Raw genomic sequence first — 14,932 nt, 5'->3', positions numbered from 1 at the left:
GGAACGGCATACCGGCTGGGAGGGAGCGGGAGCGTGGACGTACTGCACGAACGGTGCGCCGGCCTGGACCAACGACACCTACCTCCAAGCCCGTTACAAGCGGCTGACCGCCCGCCGCAGCCCGCTCAGGGCCTTGGTCGCCGTCAAGCACTCGATCATCACCGCGATCTGACACATGTTCACCGACAACGTCGCCTACCAAGAACTCGGCGGCACCTACTTCACCCAACGCGACCCCGAACGGGCCACGCCGCGCGATCAACGCGCTGAACCAGCTCGGCTACACCGACACCCTCAACCCGCTGGAAAACGCGGCCTGACCCTCCCCGAACCAGGCACCCGGCAGCCACCAACGGCCACCGGGCACCCAAACACGTCCACACCCACCCTGACCTGCTGCTATTTACGCGTCAGAGCCAAACATTCTTTGTGCGTTCCAGGCCTGTGTGCGGGGACGCCGGCGGCACCGCGTTGTGCAGCGCCGACATCACCGATGTTAGAGGTACGGGCAGGTGGCGGAGGGCGGCGGCGGCCCCGTACCCGATCCGGGACAATCCGGACTCCCGCCGGAAGTGCGCTCACCTCCCCACCGTCGGCGGGGAGTTGAGCTTATGTCCAGACCCGTTATCTTTCTGATGCGGATCACCGGTCGTCCCCACGGGTGCGGCGACCGGCCGAGCAGGGGTTCAGCTGCCGGTGGCGGTCTTCCAGGCGCCGACGTAGTCGTCCAGGTGAGTGCCGATGTCCGACCAGTCCGGCTGGAAGACCTCCACGCCGTCCATCAGCCCGCTCAGCGCGGTCGCGTTGGCGTCGGTGGCCTCGACGTCCTTACGGGCGGAGAAGCCGCCGCCGACCTCGCTGACGTCCTTCTGCGCCGGCTCGGAGAGCATGAAGTCGAGCAGCTTCTTGCCGTTGGCGCTGTGCGGGGCCTTGTCGACCAGTCCGGCCGCGTACGGCAGGGCGAAGGTGGTGGGCTTGGAGCCGGCCTTGGCGGGGAACCAGATGCCGAGGTTCGGCATGTCCTTGGACTGGGCGTAGTTCATCTGGACGTCACCGTTGGCGACGAGGAGTTCACCCTTGTCCACCTTGGGGGCGAGCTTGCCGGTGGAGGCGGACGGGCCGACGTTGTTGGCCTGGAGCTTCTTCAGGTACTCCATCGCCGGCTCCTTGCCGCCGAAGTCGTGCATGGCCTTGATGAGGACGGCCGTGCCGTCACCTGCGACTCCGGGGGTGGAGTACTGGATCTTCTCCTTGTACGTCCCGTCGAGGAGCTCCTCCCAGGTGGCGGGCGCGGTCTTCAGCTCCTTCTTGTTGTAGACGAACCCGAAGTAGTTGTTGACGACCGAGGTCCACTTTCCGTCGGACGCCTTGTCCGCGGCGTCGACCTGGTCGGAGCCGGCCGGTTCGTACGCCGTCAGGAGGCCCTTGGAGTCGGCCTGCTGGATGAACGGCGGAAGGGTGACGAGCACATCGGCCTGGGTGTTGGACTTCTCGCGGACGGCGCGCTGCACCATCTCGCCGGAGCCGCCCTCCACGTACTTGACCTTGATGCCGGTCTTCTTCTCGAAGTCCTTGAAGACCTTGTCGTACCAGCCGTCGCCGTTCTCGCCCTTGAGCCCGTCGGCGCTGTAGACGGTGACGACCTTCTCGTCGGAGGCGGCGGAGGACCCGCCGCAGGCGGAGAGGGTGGCGGCGAGGGCGAGGCAGCCGGTGACGGCGGCTGCCGGCTTGAGGAGGTTCTTGCGCATGGGTGTCGTATCTCCTGGAAGGTGAGTAAGTGCGGGGGTTTCAGCGGTAGGAGGCCCTGGTGCGGATGCGGGCGACGCCGAGGAGCACGAGCAGCGTCGTCCCCATGAGGACCACCGCGACAGCGGCACCGGTGAAGAGCGAGCCGCGGTCGGTCGCCGCGAAGATCTGCACCGGAAGCGGTGTCCAGTCGGGCGGGTAGAGCATCATCGTGGCGCTCAACTCGCCCATGGACAGGGCGAAGCAGAGCCCTGCGGCCGCTGTGAGGGCGGGCAGCAGGAGCGGCAGTCTGATCCGCCACAGGACATAGGAAGGGCGGGCGCCGAGACTGGCCGCCGCCTGTTCGTACATCGGGTCAAGACGCACTATTGCGGCTGAAACCGACTGATAGGCAAACGCCGTGACAAGAATGGTGTGCGCCAGGATCACGATCCAGCGCGTTCCGTTGAGCAGCATCGGCGGCTTGCTGAACGCGACGAGCACGGCGAGACCGACGACGACGGACGGCACGGCGACCGGCAGCATGAACAGCCCGTCCAGGAAGCGGCGTCCGCGCCTTCGCAGTGAGGCGGCGGCGAGCGCGGCCCAGGTGCCCACGGTGAGGGCGAGCAGACTGGCGCTGACGGCGGTGATCAGGCTGGTGGTGAGGGCCTGGAGCGAGTCGCCGCTGGTGGCGGCCTTGTAGTGCTCGGTGGTCGGCCCCGACGGGAAGGCGCCGGACCAGTTGGTGGTGAACGACGCGGCGACGATCACCAGCAGCGGTACCGCGAACAGCGGGACGAAGAGCAGGAAGAACACGGCCCAGGTGGCCCACTTCCCGGTACGGCTATGCACCAACACGGCGGCTCACCATCCGATACAGGCTGTAGAGACCGACGGAGATCGCGATGTTGACGACGGCGACGACGCAGGCAGCCGGGTAGTCGGACTCCAGGATCGCTTTGCTGTAGACCAGCATCGGCAGGGTCGTGACGCCTTTCGCGCCGGTGAACAGCACGATGCCGAACTCGTTGAGGCACATCACGAGGACGAGGGAGCCGCCCGCGGCGAGCGCCGGGAGCGCCTCCGGGAGGATCACCTGCCGCACGATCCGGGCCGGCCTCGCGCCCAGGGAGGACGCCACCTCCAGTTGTGCGGTGTCGAGCTGGGAGAACGCGGCGAGCAGCGGCCGCATCACGAACGGGGTGAAGTACGTGATCTCGGCGAGGAGGACACCCCACGGGGTGGTGAGGAAGTGGAAGGGACCGTCCGCCGCCCCGGTGACATCCGTCCAGACGCCGTTGGCCATGCCGACGGTGCCGTAGATGAACAGGAGGGCGAGCGTGATCAGGAAGGACGGGAAGGAGAGGAAGACGTCGATGAACTTGGCGACGGCCCGGCCGCCGGGAAACGGCACGAAGGCGATCACCAGCGCGAGGACGAAGCCCAGCACCAGACATCCGACCGTCGAGCCGACGGCGAGCCAGACGGTGGTGGTCAGTGCCGAGCGGAACGACGCGGAGGCGAAGACGTCGGCGTACGGGGCGAGCGAGGTGCCGCCCTCGTCCGGGCTGACGGACTGCTGGACCACGAGCGCCAGCGGGTAGAGGAAGACAAGGGCGAGGACGGCCACGGGCGGGAGCGCCCAGACGAGATTACTGGGGCCCGTCCGGCGATTCCCGCGAGTGAGGACAAGACGGCTGCCGGGCACACCCGAGGACACGTCTTCGGCCACGGCGCTAGCCATGAACCCCTCCTCCGAAGCCGGCGCCCGCCGGCAGCAGCACCGCGTCCTCGGCGGCGAAGTGCACGGTGACCTCGTCGCCGAGCGCCGGGGTCTCGCGCAGCTCGCGCAGGTCGGCCTTGATCCGGTGGCCGTGGAGGTCGACGTACAGCCGGTGGGTGGAGCCGCGCCACTGGACCTCGGCGAGGGTGCCGGTCAGCGCGTTGGGGCCGTCACCGAGTCCGACCAGGTGGGGCCGGACGCAGAGGGTTGCGGTGACGCCGCCCGCCGCCTCGCCGGTCGGTACGGCGAGTGCGTGCCCGGCGAAGTCCACGGCGCCGGTGGTGCCTGCGACGGTGACCGGGAGCAGGTTGGCGTTGCCGACGAACGACGCGGTGAACTCCGTACGCGGGCGGCGGTACAGCTCCTGCGGGGTGCCGCAGTCCTGGAGCCGCGCCTTGTCCATGACCGCGATCCGGTCGGCGAGGGTCAGCGCCTCGACCTGGTCGTGCGTGACGTACAGGATGGAGACGTCCGGCAACTCCCGGTGCAGCCGCGCCAGTTCGGCGAGCATCCCGGAGCGCAGCTGGGCGTCGAGTGCGGAGAGCGGTTCGTCGAGCAGGAGCACGCCGGGGCGGATGGCGAGCGCGCGGGCGATGGCGACGCGCTGCTGCTGTCCGCCGGAGAGCTCGCGCGGGTAGCGCGTGGCGTACGCGGCCATGCCGACGAGTTCGAGGGCTTCGGAGACCCGCTCGGGGATCTCGGCCTTGGCGACCTTGCGGGCCTTGAGGCCGAAGGCGACGTTGTCCCGGACCCGCATGTGCGGGAACAGGGCGTACTGCTGGACGACCATGCCGATGCCGCGCTTGTGCGGCGGCAGTCCGGTGACGTCCTGGTCGCCGATCCGGACCCGCCCGGAGACGGGCTGGACGAAGCCGGCGACGGCGCGCAGGGCCGTGGTCTTGCCGGACCCGGACGGCCCGAGCAAGGCCATGACCTCGCCGGGTTCCACCGTCAGGTCGAGCCGGTCGAGGACGATGTTCCCGCCGTACGCGACGCTGACCTGGTCGAACCGGATGCCGCTGCCCGCACTGGCCCCGCCGGTCATGCTTCCGCCCGGGCGATGAGGTCCGGCAGTTCGGCGACCGAGCCGAGTACGTGGGTGGCGCCGTTGCGCCGCAGCTGATCCTTGTCGTGTGCGCCGGTCAGCACGCCGGCGACGATCCCGGCGCCGGAGCGTACGCCACTGAGCATGTCGTACGAGGTGTCCCCCGCGACAACGATCTGCTGGACGCCGTCCACGGCCCCGGTGCGCAGGAACGCGGCGAGGACCATGTCCGGGTAGGGGCGGCCGCGGCCGCCCGCGTCGGCCGGGCAGAGGGTCAGGGCAACCAGGTCCTGCCAGCCGAGCGCGGTGAGGATCGCGTCCTGGGTGGTGCGGGCGAAACCGGTGGACAGGACCACAGTCCGCCCTTCGCCCGTGAGCCGCTCGATGGCCGCGCGGGCACCCGGGACCGGCGCGATGCGGCCGCCGTCGACCAGCTCCGCGTACGCCTCCTCGAAGGCGAGGTTGGCCTGCTGTGCCTTGCTCTCGTCGCCGAAGAGGTGCAGGAAGACGGAGATCTTGGACTCGCCCATGGTGGCGCGCACATAGGCGAGCTTCTCGGCGTGGTCGGCGGAGCCGGGCGCCACGCCGAGGCGCTGGGCGGCGGCGCCGAAGGCCTGCTCGACGAGACCGCCGTCGGCGACGGTGGTCCCGGCCATGTCGAGGACGACGAGATTCAGCTTGTCGGTGTTGCTCAACTTCTTCACCAGTCCAGTTCGTTGGCGGTCGTTTCGGCGATGGCGGGCGAGCAGGTCATGCCGCGGCCGCCCGGCCCGGTGACCAGCCAGACGCCGTCCCGCACCTGCTGGCGGTGGACGATCCGGCTGGTGTCGGTGCACTGGGCGTAGACCCCGGCCCAGCGGTGGCGGATCCTCGGCAGCGGGCGGCCGAGGAAGGACTCGACGACCCGGGTGAGGTGCTCGTACGGCTCCTCGACGACGTCGAACGCGAACGGGTGCTCGTACTCGTGGGTGTCGCCGATGGTCAGTCCGCCGTCCCGGCGCTGCACCATCAGCAGCTGCATCCCGTGCTCGGCCGCGGTCGGCGCCTGGGCCTGGCCGGCGTTCAGGGCGTCGAGTGCCTCGCTCCGGTACGCCGGGTAGTAGCGGAAGCTGTCGGCGTCGGCGACGGACGTGGTGAGCTTTTCGCCGAGCGGGTCGGTCTGCATCATCTGGAGGCGGACACGACGCACGGGCAGCTCGGGTCCGGCCAGCTCGCGGACGAGGCCGCCGAGCCAGGCACCGGTGCACAGGATGATGGCGTCGCCGGTGTGCACGTCGCCGTGGTCGTCGCGGACGGCGGCGGTACCGACAACCTCGCGGACCTCGCGGCCACCGAGGAACGTGTACCGGCCGGACGCCACCAGCCTCTGCTTCAGGGCCAGTTGCGCGGTGCGCGGCTCGACGGCGGCGTCTCGCTCGCACCATAGGGCGGCGACGAAGTCACCGCGGAGCGCGGGGTTGATCGCGCGGGCCTCGCCGGCCGTCAGCAGCGTGTAGCCGCGGGCCGCGGCGTCGGGGCGGGCGACGGCCGCCTCGGCGACGGCGATCTCCAGCTCGGTGCGGAGCGGGGTCAGCGAACCGCAGGGCCGGAAGCCCAAACCGGGCACCTGCTCCCCGATGCCCTCCCACAGCTCGCGGGCGCGCAGCGCGGTCTCCAGCTCTTCGCCGCCGGCCCGGCCGCTGACCCAAATCTGTCCGAAATTGCGAAGTGATGCTCCGCGTGCCTCGCTCTCGCGCTCGATCTGTACGACCTCGTGGCCGCGGTTCACTGCGTGCCAGGCGTGCATGGTTCCCACCACGCCGGCTCCTACGACGATGACTCTCACGACGGCAACGCTCGTGGGGATGAATGACTCGCACGGATCGGCAGGGCGACGGGAGGGTGAACCGGGACCCAATGTTGGCCTAGACCCGTTACATTCTCGTTATCAATGCGAGGTGATTGCCGCGCCGTGCCGCTCAGCCCTGGCGGCCCAGGTGTGTGGTGAAGGAGAACCGGTCGCCGCGGAAGAGCGTGCGCACCCGCTCCAGCGGCTGCCCGCTCGCGTCCCGCGAGATGCGGTGGAGCAGCAGCATGGGCAGGGCGGGCGGCGTACCGATCAGCAGCGCCTCGCGCGGCGTGGCGAGCACGGTCTCGATCCGCTCGTCCGCGTCGCCGAAAGTGATCCCGAGCCGGTCGTGGAGGTAGGCGTAGAAGGAGGAGTCGGGGTCGAACTCCGTGTCCAGGTCCGGCACGCGGGCGACGGAGACGTAGGTGCTTTCCAGGCCGACCCGGTCGTCGTCGGCGAGCAGCACACGCTCCAGGTGCCAGACCGGTTCGCCCCGCTCGACGCCGGTCTCGGCGGCGAGTGCGGCGGGACAGGGGAACTGCTCCAGGCCTATGAGGTGACGGCCCGGCGTCCGCCCCTGGCGGCGTACGCCCTCCGTGTAGCTCGCGAGGGAGAGCGGCTGCTCCAGTTTGGGCCCCGCGACGACGGTGCCGCGGCCCTGACGGGCGAGGCGGCCCTCCAGCAGGAGTTCGCGCAGCGCCTGGCGCACGGTCTCGCGCGACACCTCGTAGCGGATCGCGAGATCACGCTCGGTGGGCAGCATGCCACCCTCACCCAACTCCTCTATGAGGACGGAGACATGGGCCTTCACGGCGTAGTACTTGGGGATACGGCCGTGCTCCGGGATGCCGGAACGGATCGGTGCGCCAGGTGCCTGGTCGTGCAGGTAGTCCACCTCGCGATGGTGGCAGACGGACATGAACGACGGTGAACGTTTCGGGGCCCGCAGGTCAACGACGGGTGCGGCGGAGCCGCCGCGCCCCTCTCAGGGCGGCCACACCACCGGCCAGACAGAGCCCGGCGGCGAGACCCTCGGCCCAGATGACGGCCCCCGGTCCGGTGCTGGCGAGCACGGGCGGGCCCTGCGGATCCCGGGCTGCGGGCGGCGCCGTTCCGGAGGCGCTGAGCCTGGGCGTGTCACCGGTTCCGCCGATGCGGTCGCCACCGTCGACGCCACCCGCGTCACCGGTTCCCCTGATGTCACCACGACGGTCGACCCGACCGGTGCCGCCGGTTCCCCCGATGCCACCACCGCCGCCGTCGACCCCACCCGCGTCACCGGTTCCACCGTCGCCCCCACCGGTGCCGCCGGATCCTCCGATGCCACCACCGCCGCCATCGACACCGACGCCGTCGACGCCACCCGCGTCACCGGTTCCCGAAGTGGCGCTGTCGCGGGGCGGTTCGGGCTGCACGCCCCCGTCTCGGCTGATGCCGCCGACGTCGCCCGTACCTCCCGTGTCTTCATCACCGGTGTCGCCACCGTCGCCCTCGTCCTCGACCACGCCGAAGACGTAGTCGTCGGACTCGCCGACCCAGTCCCCGTCGTCGCCCGCCGGCGTCTTCTTGGCGCCGTCGTCACCCGTGGCCTGTCTACGTTGGACGATCGCAGCCTTGGCGGTGATCCGATTGGGGTCGGTGTCGGAGGTGAACGCCATCCGGACCAGGACGCTGACGGTGTGCCCCGCAGGGATGGTGAAGCCGCCGAAGGTGTCGGCGCCGTCGCCGCCGAAGACGCCGATGTGCTCGTCGCGGTCGGTCGTCTCCCAGGCGACACGGTGCGGGAAATCGGGGCGGTCCGGCTCGGAGAACTCCAGCTGGATCTGGTCGGAGGTCAGCTTCCGGTCCTCGTCGGTGAGGACGAGTACCGGGTGGATGGAGCCGCAGGGCTTCGAGGTCGTATTGGTCATATCCAGGAACCAGGTGCCGTATCCCCCGCCGGACGCATACGTCCCCGGGCCGCCGCGGATCCGGGTCGTGATCGGGAAGTCGGCCGCCGTCGGATCACCGCAGGTGGGCTCCTGGTCGGTGGTGACGGCGACGGGCACCACGGCGGCGTCGGCGGACGCGCCGCCGAGCACGACGGCGGGGACGACGGACGCCGCGGCCAGTCCGAGGGCGATTCCGTGGCGCGGCCGGGGAGGGGGAGGCGTGGGAGGCATTGGGGGGACACCCTTTGCTGCTCGCGAAATGGCCGGATCGCCCCGTGCCCGGAGTTCACCGGTTGTAGGCGGCGACGCTGCCACGTACGCGCCACCCGGAGGGCACCAACATGCCCGGGGTGCGCCCGGTCGGGCGACCTGAACCGCTCGAACGGCCCTACGCCCCGGCGCCGCCGAGTCGCCCGAACAGCGGGGCGAGGACGAGCTGGGCGGCCCCCTCGGCGACCGGCCGGTTCCCGCCCGCGGTCATGACGAGCGGCACGGCCGCACCGATGCCGTCACGCCGGACGCGCTCACCGATCACGGCCCGGACCCCACCGACGTACGTGTCGGGGTCGGCGTCGACGGTGCGGCCGCCCAGCACCACCCGGTCGATGTCGAGCAGCCCGACAAGGTTGGCGGCGCCGGTCCCGAGTACCCGTGCGGCCTCCGCGGCATCGCCGCCCGAGACAGCGGCGAGGCAGAGCGCCTCGATACAGCCGCGCCCGCCGCAGCTGCACAGCGGCCCGTCCAGCAGCACGGTCTGATGCCCGAACTCACCGGCCCCGGTACGGGCCCCGCGATGCACGGCCCCACCGAGCACGAGCCCGGCACCGAGCCCGGTGCCGAGATGCAGGTACGCGAAGTCCCCCAGCCCGTCGGCCCGCAGGGCGAGCCCGAGAGCGGCGGCATTGGTGTCCTTGTCGACGACGACGGGCAACCCGGTGCGCGCGCCGAGAGCGTCCCGGAGCGGAAACCCGTCCCACTGCGGAAACCCGGTGACGCGATGCAGCACACCCCCCCGGTGATCGAGCGGCCCGGGCACGGCGACACCCAGCCCGAGCACGGTGGACGGCGGAGCCACCGGGGAGGCCGCGTGCGGTCCGGAGCCGGTCCCATCGGGGGCGGTGGGCGCGGAGCCGCCCGGCCCCGCTTCCGCGGCCCCGTCCGAGCCCGACCCGCCCGGCCCGCCCAGCACCAGCCCCACCTGCCGCGCCGCAGCGCCGACCACCTCGCCCGCCGGTGCGCCGAAGTCCAGCGGCGTCCTGCGGCTCGCCACGACCGTGCCCGCGAGGTCGACCAGGACCACCGTCAGTTCGTCCCGGTCCAGGTGCAGCCCCACCGCGTGCCCCGCGTCCGGAACCAGGCGCAGCACCGTGCGTGGTTTGCCGCCCGTGGAGGCGCGGTGGCCCGCCTCCGCTGCCAGGCCTTCCGCCCGCAGCCGGGCGGTGATCTTGCTGACGGCCTGCGGGGTGAGCCCCGTCCGCTCCGCCAGCTCCAGCCGGCTGATCCCGCGCTCGCCCGCGACACGCAGCAGGTCCAGCACGAGCGCCGCGTTGTGGCTGCGCAGTGTCGGTAGGTTCGCCCCGGTGTTACTCGTGTTCACCGCCCCATTGTCTCCCTCGCTTGCACTTTGGCAACAGCGTTGCTTAAGTGGGTGGCATGACTGGCATCACGACACCCCGGACGCCCGGCTCCCCCCTCCGTGTCGGACTCGTCGGCTACGGCCTGGCGGGCTCGGTCTTCCACGCCCCGCTGATCGCCGCGACCGAGGGACTGGCCCTCGACACGGTCGTCACGTCGAACGAGGAGCGTCGGGCCCAGGCCCGTGCCGAATTTCCGGACGTCCGGTTCGCCGCGTCGCCCGACGAGCTGTGGGCGCGCGCCGACGAGCTGGACCTGATCGTGATCGCCTCCCCCAACAAGACCCACGTCCCGCTCACGACCGCCGCGCTCGAAGCCGGTCTGCCGGTCGTCGTGGACAAGCCGATCGCCGGCACGGCCACCGAGGCGCGCACCCTCGCTGCGCTGGCGCAGGAGCGCGGGCTGCTGCTGTCCGTCTTCCAGAACCGCCGCTGGGACAACGATTTCCTGACGCTCTCCCAGCTGATCGCGGACGGCGAGCTCGGTGACGTACAGCGCTTCGAGTCCCGTTTCGAGCGGTGGCGCCCGCAGCTCAAGGGCGGCTGGCGCGAGTCGGGCGACCCGGAGGAGATCGGCGGGCTGCTGTACGACCTGGGCAGCCACGTCGTCGACCAGGCGCTCGTGCTGTTCGGCCCGGCGGTGCGGGTGTACGCGGAGTCCGACGTACGTCGGCCCGGCGCCGTCACCGACGACGACACGTTCCTCGCGATCACCCATGCGAACGGGGTCCGCTCGCATCTGTACGTCAGTGCCACCACCGCCCAGCTCGGGCCGCGCTTCCGCGTGCTCGGTTCGCGGGCCGGTTATGTGAAGTACGGTCTCGACCCGCAGGAGGCCGCTCTGCGTGAGGGCCACCGCCCGTCCGCCGCCGCTTCCGGCTGGGGCGAGGAGCCCGAGGCGCTGTGGGGCCGGACCGGTTCGGGCGAGTCGCCGCTGACCGGTGGCGGCATCCCGGTCCGCACCCTGCCGGGCGACTACCCGGCGTACTACGCGGCGGTCGCCGACGCGGTGCGCGGAAAGGGCGAGAATCCGGTGACGGCACTGCAGGCCGCCGCGACCCTGGACGTCCTCGAGGCCGCCCGCCGCTCGGCCCGCGAGGGCGTCACCGTAACGGTCTCCCCCGCGACAGGAAGTGGGCTCCCGACGCCCTGCGGCTCCGCTCGCTGATCCACTCCCTATCGTGGGGAAGGCCGTAACCCTGTCCACCGCTTCCGAGGAGCAGCCCGCATGAACCCCACCGCTCCGACCATCTCCGAGCTCATCGCGCAGGAGCGCCGGCTGACACTGCCGCATTTCAGTTACGACGACGCGTACGCGCTCGGCGGGCTGCTCGTCTCCATGGCCCGGGAGCGCCACGCGCCGGTCGCGATCGACATCCGGCGCGGTGCCCAGCAGCTGTTCCATGCCGCACTGCCCGGTTCGAGCGCGGACAACGACGCGTGGATCGACCGCAAGCGCAAGGTCGTCGAGCGGTACGGCGAGAGCTCGTACCTGGTCGGGACCCGGTTCCGGGCGAAGGGGACGACGTTCGAGGACTCCTCACGGCTGGACCCGGACACGTACGCCGCGCACGGCGGTTCGTTCCCGATCGCGGTCGAGGGCGCGGGCGTGATCGGCTCGGTCACCGTGTCCGGGTTGCCGCAGGCGGAGGACCACGCGCTGGTCGTCGAGGCGCTGGAACAGTTCGCCACCACGATGCCCGACTGACATGACATGTCGGAGGGGTGGCCCACCGCACCAGCGGCACCCACCCCTCCGACCTTTACGCGACGGCTACGCGTCCTTCAGCTCCTGCCGCTGCCGCCCCAGCCCCTCGATCTCCAGCTCGACGACATCCCCCGCCCGCAGATACGGCTTGGGATCGGGCTGCCCCAAGGCCACGCCCGCGGGCGTACCGGTGTTGATGACATCGCCCGGGTACAGCGTCATGAACTGGCTGAGGTAGCGGACCACCTCGCCCACCGGGAAGATCTGGTCGGCGGTCGTGCCGTTCTGCTTCAGCTCGCCGTTGACCCAGAGCTTCAGCGGCAGCGCCTGCGGGTCCAAGACCTCGTCGGCCGTCACGAGCCATGGCCCCAGCGGGTTGAACGTCTCGCAGTTCTTGCCCTTGTCCCAGGTGCCGCCGCGCTCGATCTGGAACTCGCGCTCGGAGACGTCGTGCGCGACCGCGTACCCGGCGACGTGGCCGAGCGCCTCCTCGGCGGAGTCCAGGTAACGCGCGGTACGGCCGATGACGACGGCGAGCTCGACCTCCCAGTCGGTCTTGACGCTGCCGCGCGGCACCAGCACCGTGTCCTCGGGTCCGACGACGGTGTCCGGCGCCTTGAAGAAGAGGATCGGTTCGGCCGGAATCGCCGCTCCGGTCTCGGTGGCGTGGTCGTGGTAGTTCAGCCCGATGCACACGATCTTGCCGATGCGGGCGAGCGGCGGCCCGACCCGCAGCCCCTCGGCGTCGAGTGCGGGCAGCTCGCCGGGCGCGGCCGCGGCGGCCCGTACCCGCGCCAGCGCGGACTCGTCGGCGAGCAGGGCGCTGTCGATGTCGGTGACGATTCCCGACAGGTCACGCAGGGTTCCGTCCCGGTCCAGCAGCGCCGGTCGTTCCGCACCTGCCGTACCCACACGAAGCAGCTTCAACGGTCTTTCTCCCCTTGGTCGAGATCGGGCCCGTCGGATGGGTGGCGGCCATCGCAGGCCTGGCCGATCCTCCAAGACATCGGATCACTCTGCAAGGCCCTGTTCACACACTGGACCGGTGCACTCGCCCCGCCGGCGTAACGGCCTCCCACTGCCGTGGGGGAGGCCGTTACGCCACGCTGGCCACGGCGACGCCCGCGGCCGGCATGTCGCGGTAGAGAACGGTGCGCTCGACCGCGGTCCAGGTGGTGCTCGTGACGATGTAGAGCGCGGCGGCAAGCGGCACGTACGCCACCGAGAAGAGCGTGAAGAAGGACATCAGCGGCATCAGCTTCGTCATCATGCCCATGCCCGGCGCCGGCTTTCCGTCGGGACCGGTGGCGGGGGTGGCCGGGGCGGCCGCGAGCTGGCGCTTCGTACGGCGGTAGTTGAACGTGGCGACGACGGTGACGATCGCGAAGAGGCCGAGATAGACGACGGCCTGGGCGCCGAACGGTCCGCCGGCCGCGAGCGCCTCGTGCCAGTGCCCGCCGAGCGGGGCGCCGAAGAGATCGTGGCTGAGCAGTTCGTTGGAATTGCCACCGATCGTCGGACTGGAGAAGACGTGATACAGGAGGAAGAAGGCGGGCATCTGCATGAGGCTGGGCAGGCAGCCGGACAGCGGCGAGACGTTCTCCTCCCGGTGCAGCTCCATGAGCGCCTTCTGCATGCGCTCGGGGTTCTTGGCGTGTTTCTTGCGCAACTCGGCGATCTGCGGCTGGAGCTTGGTGCGGGCCTTCTGCCCACGCGCCGCGGCCCGCGAGAGGGGGTGCACGGCGAGTCGCACGAGCGCGGTGAGGAGGACGATCGCGGCGGCAGTGGCCGCGCCCTGGAAGAGCGGGTGCAGCAGGTCGGCGAAGGAGCCGACCAGGGTGGCGAAAGCGGACATGATCGTGGACATGGATGAGCCCTCCGGGGGTCTCGTCGTGCCGGGAGAAGGACGCTCTGGCTCGGCATGACGACCCGCGTGGGGCATGCCCGAGCACACGTACGGGTGCTCGGGCTGAGAAAGGTACGAAGTCCCTACGCGGCCGTCAGGAGGGCACGGCCGGGGGCTCGGGGCCGCCTGCGCCCCTTGGCATCGGGATCGCGCTGCGGCAGGAACGCGGTGCGTTTCTCGCGGTCGCGCATGGCGGTACGGACCCGGGTGCGGGGCACCGGGGCGGCGCAGCGTGCGCTCATGACCGAACACGCGACGAGCGCGGAACCGACGGCGGCGGTGGCGGCGAGCGCGACCGCCGCGGAGAGGCTGCCGCCCTCGGCGAGGAGAACCTCGGTGACCAGGAAGAGCAGGATTCCGAGGGGCCGGGGGAGGCGGGCGATGCCACCGTGCAGGTGGTTGTCGATACCGCTGCTCATCGATCCCTCCCCCGCTCGGTCCGGTGGGCTCGCTCGTTCGGCCCTCCATTTTTTATACACGATGACTCCGTGAGCCGGTCGGGGTCAGACGGGGGCCTACCGCCCCCTCGCTCCCGTCAGCCTCCCCCACACGACGAGCCGGTACCGGGAGGTGAACTCGGGGGTGCACGTGGTCAGCGTCACGTAGGCACCGGGCTCGCGGTACCCGACGTGGGGCCGCACATTGCTGCGCGGAACGGCGGCGATCACTCCGCTGTCCCGCGGCGACGTCCGGGACAGCGTCTTGTCGACGACGTACGTGTACACCCGCTCCCGGGTCTCGACGGTGATCCGGTCACCCCGGCGCAGCCGGTTGATGTACCGGAACGGTTCGCCGTGCGTGTTGCGGTGCCCGGCGAGCGCGAAGTTCCCGGCACCGCCGGGCTGCACGCTGCGCGGGTAGTGCCCGACGTACCCCTTGTCGAGGACGCCGCTCTTGCTGATGCCCTGGGCGACCGGGGCGGTGAGCCCGAGGCGCGGGATGCGGATGACGGCGTACGCCTGATCCCGGCGAGGCACGCGCGCCGCAGCCGCCGTACGCCCGCTCCCGCCACCACCACCCCGCGACACCGGGGCCGAGCCGTCGTCCCCGTCCCCGCCCTCCGAGGGCTCCACCGGCTGTCCGCCGCCGTCCGTGCCCCGGCCCCACTCCTGCTCCAGGGCCCGCACCTGGTCCTCGGCTCCCGCCCGGGCCTGCCGGTTGGTCCACCACAGCTGATGGACGACGAGAAGCAGCAGCACGACACCCAGGGTCACGACCGCCTCGGCGCCGGTCCACAGCCCACGCGCGGCGACGCGCCGCCCACGCGGGTTCCGCTGCACCGCGACCGGTATCCGCTCCCTCACGGCCCGCACGATAAGGGCACGACCCGTAACTCACCAGGGCCGGAACAACCCTCCGCCCAGTAGCC

Annotated in this window: 15 protein-coding genes; 2 read left to right on the top strand and 13 right to left on the bottom strand. The window is 71.1% G+C overall.

What is annotated here, in order from left to right; all coding sequences use genetic code 11:
- Positions 1-686 precede the first annotated feature (686 nt).
- The 9 genes from ACIBB8_RS27015 to ACIBB8_RS26975 all read right to left on the bottom strand — a co-directional run bounded on the left by ACIBB8_RS27015 (position 687) and on the right by ACIBB8_RS26975 (position 9,912).
- Positions 687-1,748, bottom strand: coding sequence for a 2-aminoethylphosphonate ABC transporter substrate-binding protein (locus ACIBB8_RS27015; protein ID WP_398956369.1), 1,062 nt, complete (start codon positions 1,746-1,748; stop codon positions 687-689).
- Between the two features lie 40 nt (positions 1,749-1,788).
- Positions 1,789-2,586 carry an ABC transporter permease gene (locus ACIBB8_RS27010; protein WP_398956367.1) on the bottom strand — a complete coding sequence of 266 codons (798 nt, stop codon included), beginning with the start codon at positions 2,584-2,586 and terminating at the stop codon, positions 1,789-1,791.
- Complete coding sequence (locus ACIBB8_RS27005; RefSeq protein WP_398956365.1) at positions 2,573-3,472, bottom strand: 2-aminoethylphosphonate ABC transporter permease subunit; 900 nt, start codon at positions 3,470-3,472, stop codon at positions 2,573-2,575. The genes ACIBB8_RS27010 and ACIBB8_RS27005 overlap by 14 nt, the downstream gene beginning before the upstream one ends.
- Positions 3,465-4,556 carry an ABC transporter ATP-binding protein gene (locus ACIBB8_RS27000; protein WP_398956363.1) on the bottom strand — a complete coding sequence of 364 codons (1,092 nt, stop codon included), beginning with the start codon at positions 4,554-4,556 and terminating at the stop codon, positions 3,465-3,467. Before ACIBB8_RS27000 ends, ACIBB8_RS27005 begins: the two co-directional genes overlap by 8 nt.
- Positions 4,553-5,260: a phosphonatase-like hydrolase gene (locus tag ACIBB8_RS26995; protein WP_398956361.1), complete on the bottom strand. Its 708-nt coding sequence runs from the start codon at positions 5,258-5,260 to the stop codon at positions 4,553-4,555. The genes ACIBB8_RS27000 and ACIBB8_RS26995 overlap by 4 nt, the downstream gene beginning before the upstream one ends.
- Positions 5,257-6,381 (bottom strand): TIGR03364 family FAD-dependent oxidoreductase, encoded by a 1,125-nt coding sequence (locus ACIBB8_RS26990; RefSeq protein ID WP_398956359.1) that lies wholly within the window; start codon positions 6,379-6,381, stop codon positions 5,257-5,259. The genes ACIBB8_RS26995 and ACIBB8_RS26990 overlap by 4 nt, the downstream gene beginning before the upstream one ends.
- Positions 6,382-6,514: 133 nt before the next feature.
- A complete protein-coding gene (locus ACIBB8_RS26985; RefSeq protein ID WP_398956357.1) occupies positions 6,515-7,279 on the bottom strand; it encodes a GntR family transcriptional regulator in 765 nt (254 codons plus the stop codon).
- Positions 7,280-7,334: 55 nt separating this feature from the next.
- The gene (locus ACIBB8_RS26980; RefSeq protein ID WP_398956355.1) at positions 7,335-8,546 is read right to left on the bottom strand and encodes a hypothetical protein; all 1,212 of its coding nucleotides are present in this window, start codon (positions 8,544-8,546) and stop codon (positions 7,335-7,337) included.
- A gap of 157 nt (positions 8,547-8,703) precedes the next feature.
- A complete protein-coding gene (locus tag ACIBB8_RS26975; RefSeq protein ID WP_398956353.1) occupies positions 8,704-9,912 on the bottom strand; it encodes an ROK family protein in 1,209 nt (402 codons plus the stop codon).
- A 56-nt stretch (positions 9,913-9,968) separates the two neighbouring features.
- Between ACIBB8_RS26975 and ACIBB8_RS26970 the strand changes: the two genes are divergently transcribed.
- Both ACIBB8_RS26970 and ACIBB8_RS26965 read left to right on the top strand, forming a co-directional pair.
- The gene (locus tag ACIBB8_RS26970) at positions 9,969-11,117 is read left to right on the top strand and encodes a Gfo/Idh/MocA family oxidoreductase (RefSeq protein WP_398956351.1); all 1,149 of its coding nucleotides are present in this window, start codon (positions 9,969-9,971) and stop codon (positions 11,115-11,117) included.
- Between the two features lie 60 nt (positions 11,118-11,177).
- Positions 11,178-11,657: a heme-degrading domain-containing protein gene (locus ACIBB8_RS26965; protein WP_398956349.1), complete on the top strand. Its 480-nt coding sequence runs from the start codon at positions 11,178-11,180 to the stop codon at positions 11,655-11,657.
- A 66-nt stretch (positions 11,658-11,723) separates the two neighbouring features.
- Here the strand turns inward: ACIBB8_RS26965 and ACIBB8_RS26960 are convergent, their stop codons facing one another.
- The 4 genes from ACIBB8_RS26960 to ACIBB8_RS26945 form a co-directional block, all read right to left on the bottom strand.
- The gene (locus ACIBB8_RS26960) at positions 11,724-12,584 is read right to left on the bottom strand and encodes a fumarylacetoacetate hydrolase family protein (protein ID WP_398956346.1); all 861 of its coding nucleotides are present in this window, start codon (positions 12,582-12,584) and stop codon (positions 11,724-11,726) included.
- Between the two features lie 169 nt (positions 12,585-12,753).
- The gene (locus tag ACIBB8_RS26955; protein ID WP_398956344.1) at positions 12,754-13,524 is read right to left on the bottom strand and encodes a YidC/Oxa1 family membrane protein insertase; all 771 of its coding nucleotides are present in this window, start codon (positions 13,522-13,524) and stop codon (positions 12,754-12,756) included.
- A 122-nt stretch (positions 13,525-13,646) separates the two neighbouring features.
- Positions 13,647-13,982, bottom strand: a complete 336-nt coding sequence (locus ACIBB8_RS26950) for a DUF6412 domain-containing protein (RefSeq protein ID WP_398956342.1) — start codon at positions 13,980-13,982, stop codon at positions 13,647-13,649.
- Positions 13,983-14,078: 96 nt separating this feature from the next.
- A complete protein-coding gene (locus ACIBB8_RS26945; RefSeq protein ID WP_398956339.1) occupies positions 14,079-14,867 on the bottom strand; it encodes a class E sortase in 789 nt (262 codons plus the stop codon).
- Between the last annotated feature and the right edge of the window lie 65 nt (positions 14,868-14,932).

It is taken from the genome of Streptomyces sp. NPDC051286 (genome assembly GCF_044455345.1).
GTDB lineage: Bacteria > Actinomycetota > Actinomycetes > Streptomycetales > Streptomycetaceae > Streptomyces.
This window is presented reverse-complemented; position numbering and strand designations above follow the sequence as displayed.

Excerpts from the sequence above, each read along its gene's own strand:
- ACIBB8_RS27015 (WP_398956369.1), bottom strand. The coding sequence starts at position 1,748 with ATGCGCAAGAACCTCCTCAAGCCGGCAGCCGCCGTCACCGGCTGCCTC.
- ACIBB8_RS27005 (WP_398956365.1), bottom strand. The coding sequence starts at position 3,472 with ATGGCTAGCGCCGTGGCCGAAGACGTGTCCTCGGGTGTGCCCGGCAGC.
- ACIBB8_RS27000 (WP_398956363.1), bottom strand. The coding sequence starts at position 4,556 with ATGACCGGCGGGGCCAGTGCGGGCAGCGGCATCCGGTTCGACCAGGTC.
- ACIBB8_RS26980 (WP_398956355.1), bottom strand. The coding sequence starts at position 8,546 with ATGCCTCCCACGCCTCCCCCTCCCCGGCCGCGCCACGGAATCGCCCTC.
- ACIBB8_RS26970 (WP_398956351.1), top strand. The coding sequence starts at position 9,969 with ATGACTGGCATCACGACACCCCGGACGCCCGGCTCCCCCCTCCGTGTC.
- ACIBB8_RS26965 (WP_398956349.1), top strand. The coding sequence starts at position 11,178 with ATGAACCCCACCGCTCCGACCATCTCCGAGCTCATCGCGCAGGAGCGC.
- ACIBB8_RS26955 (WP_398956344.1), bottom strand. The coding sequence starts at position 13,524 with ATGTCCACGATCATGTCCGCTTTCGCCACCCTGGTCGGCTCCTTCGCC.
- ACIBB8_RS26950 (WP_398956342.1), bottom strand. The coding sequence starts at position 13,982 with ATGAGCAGCGGTATCGACAACCACCTGCACGGTGGCATCGCCCGCCTC.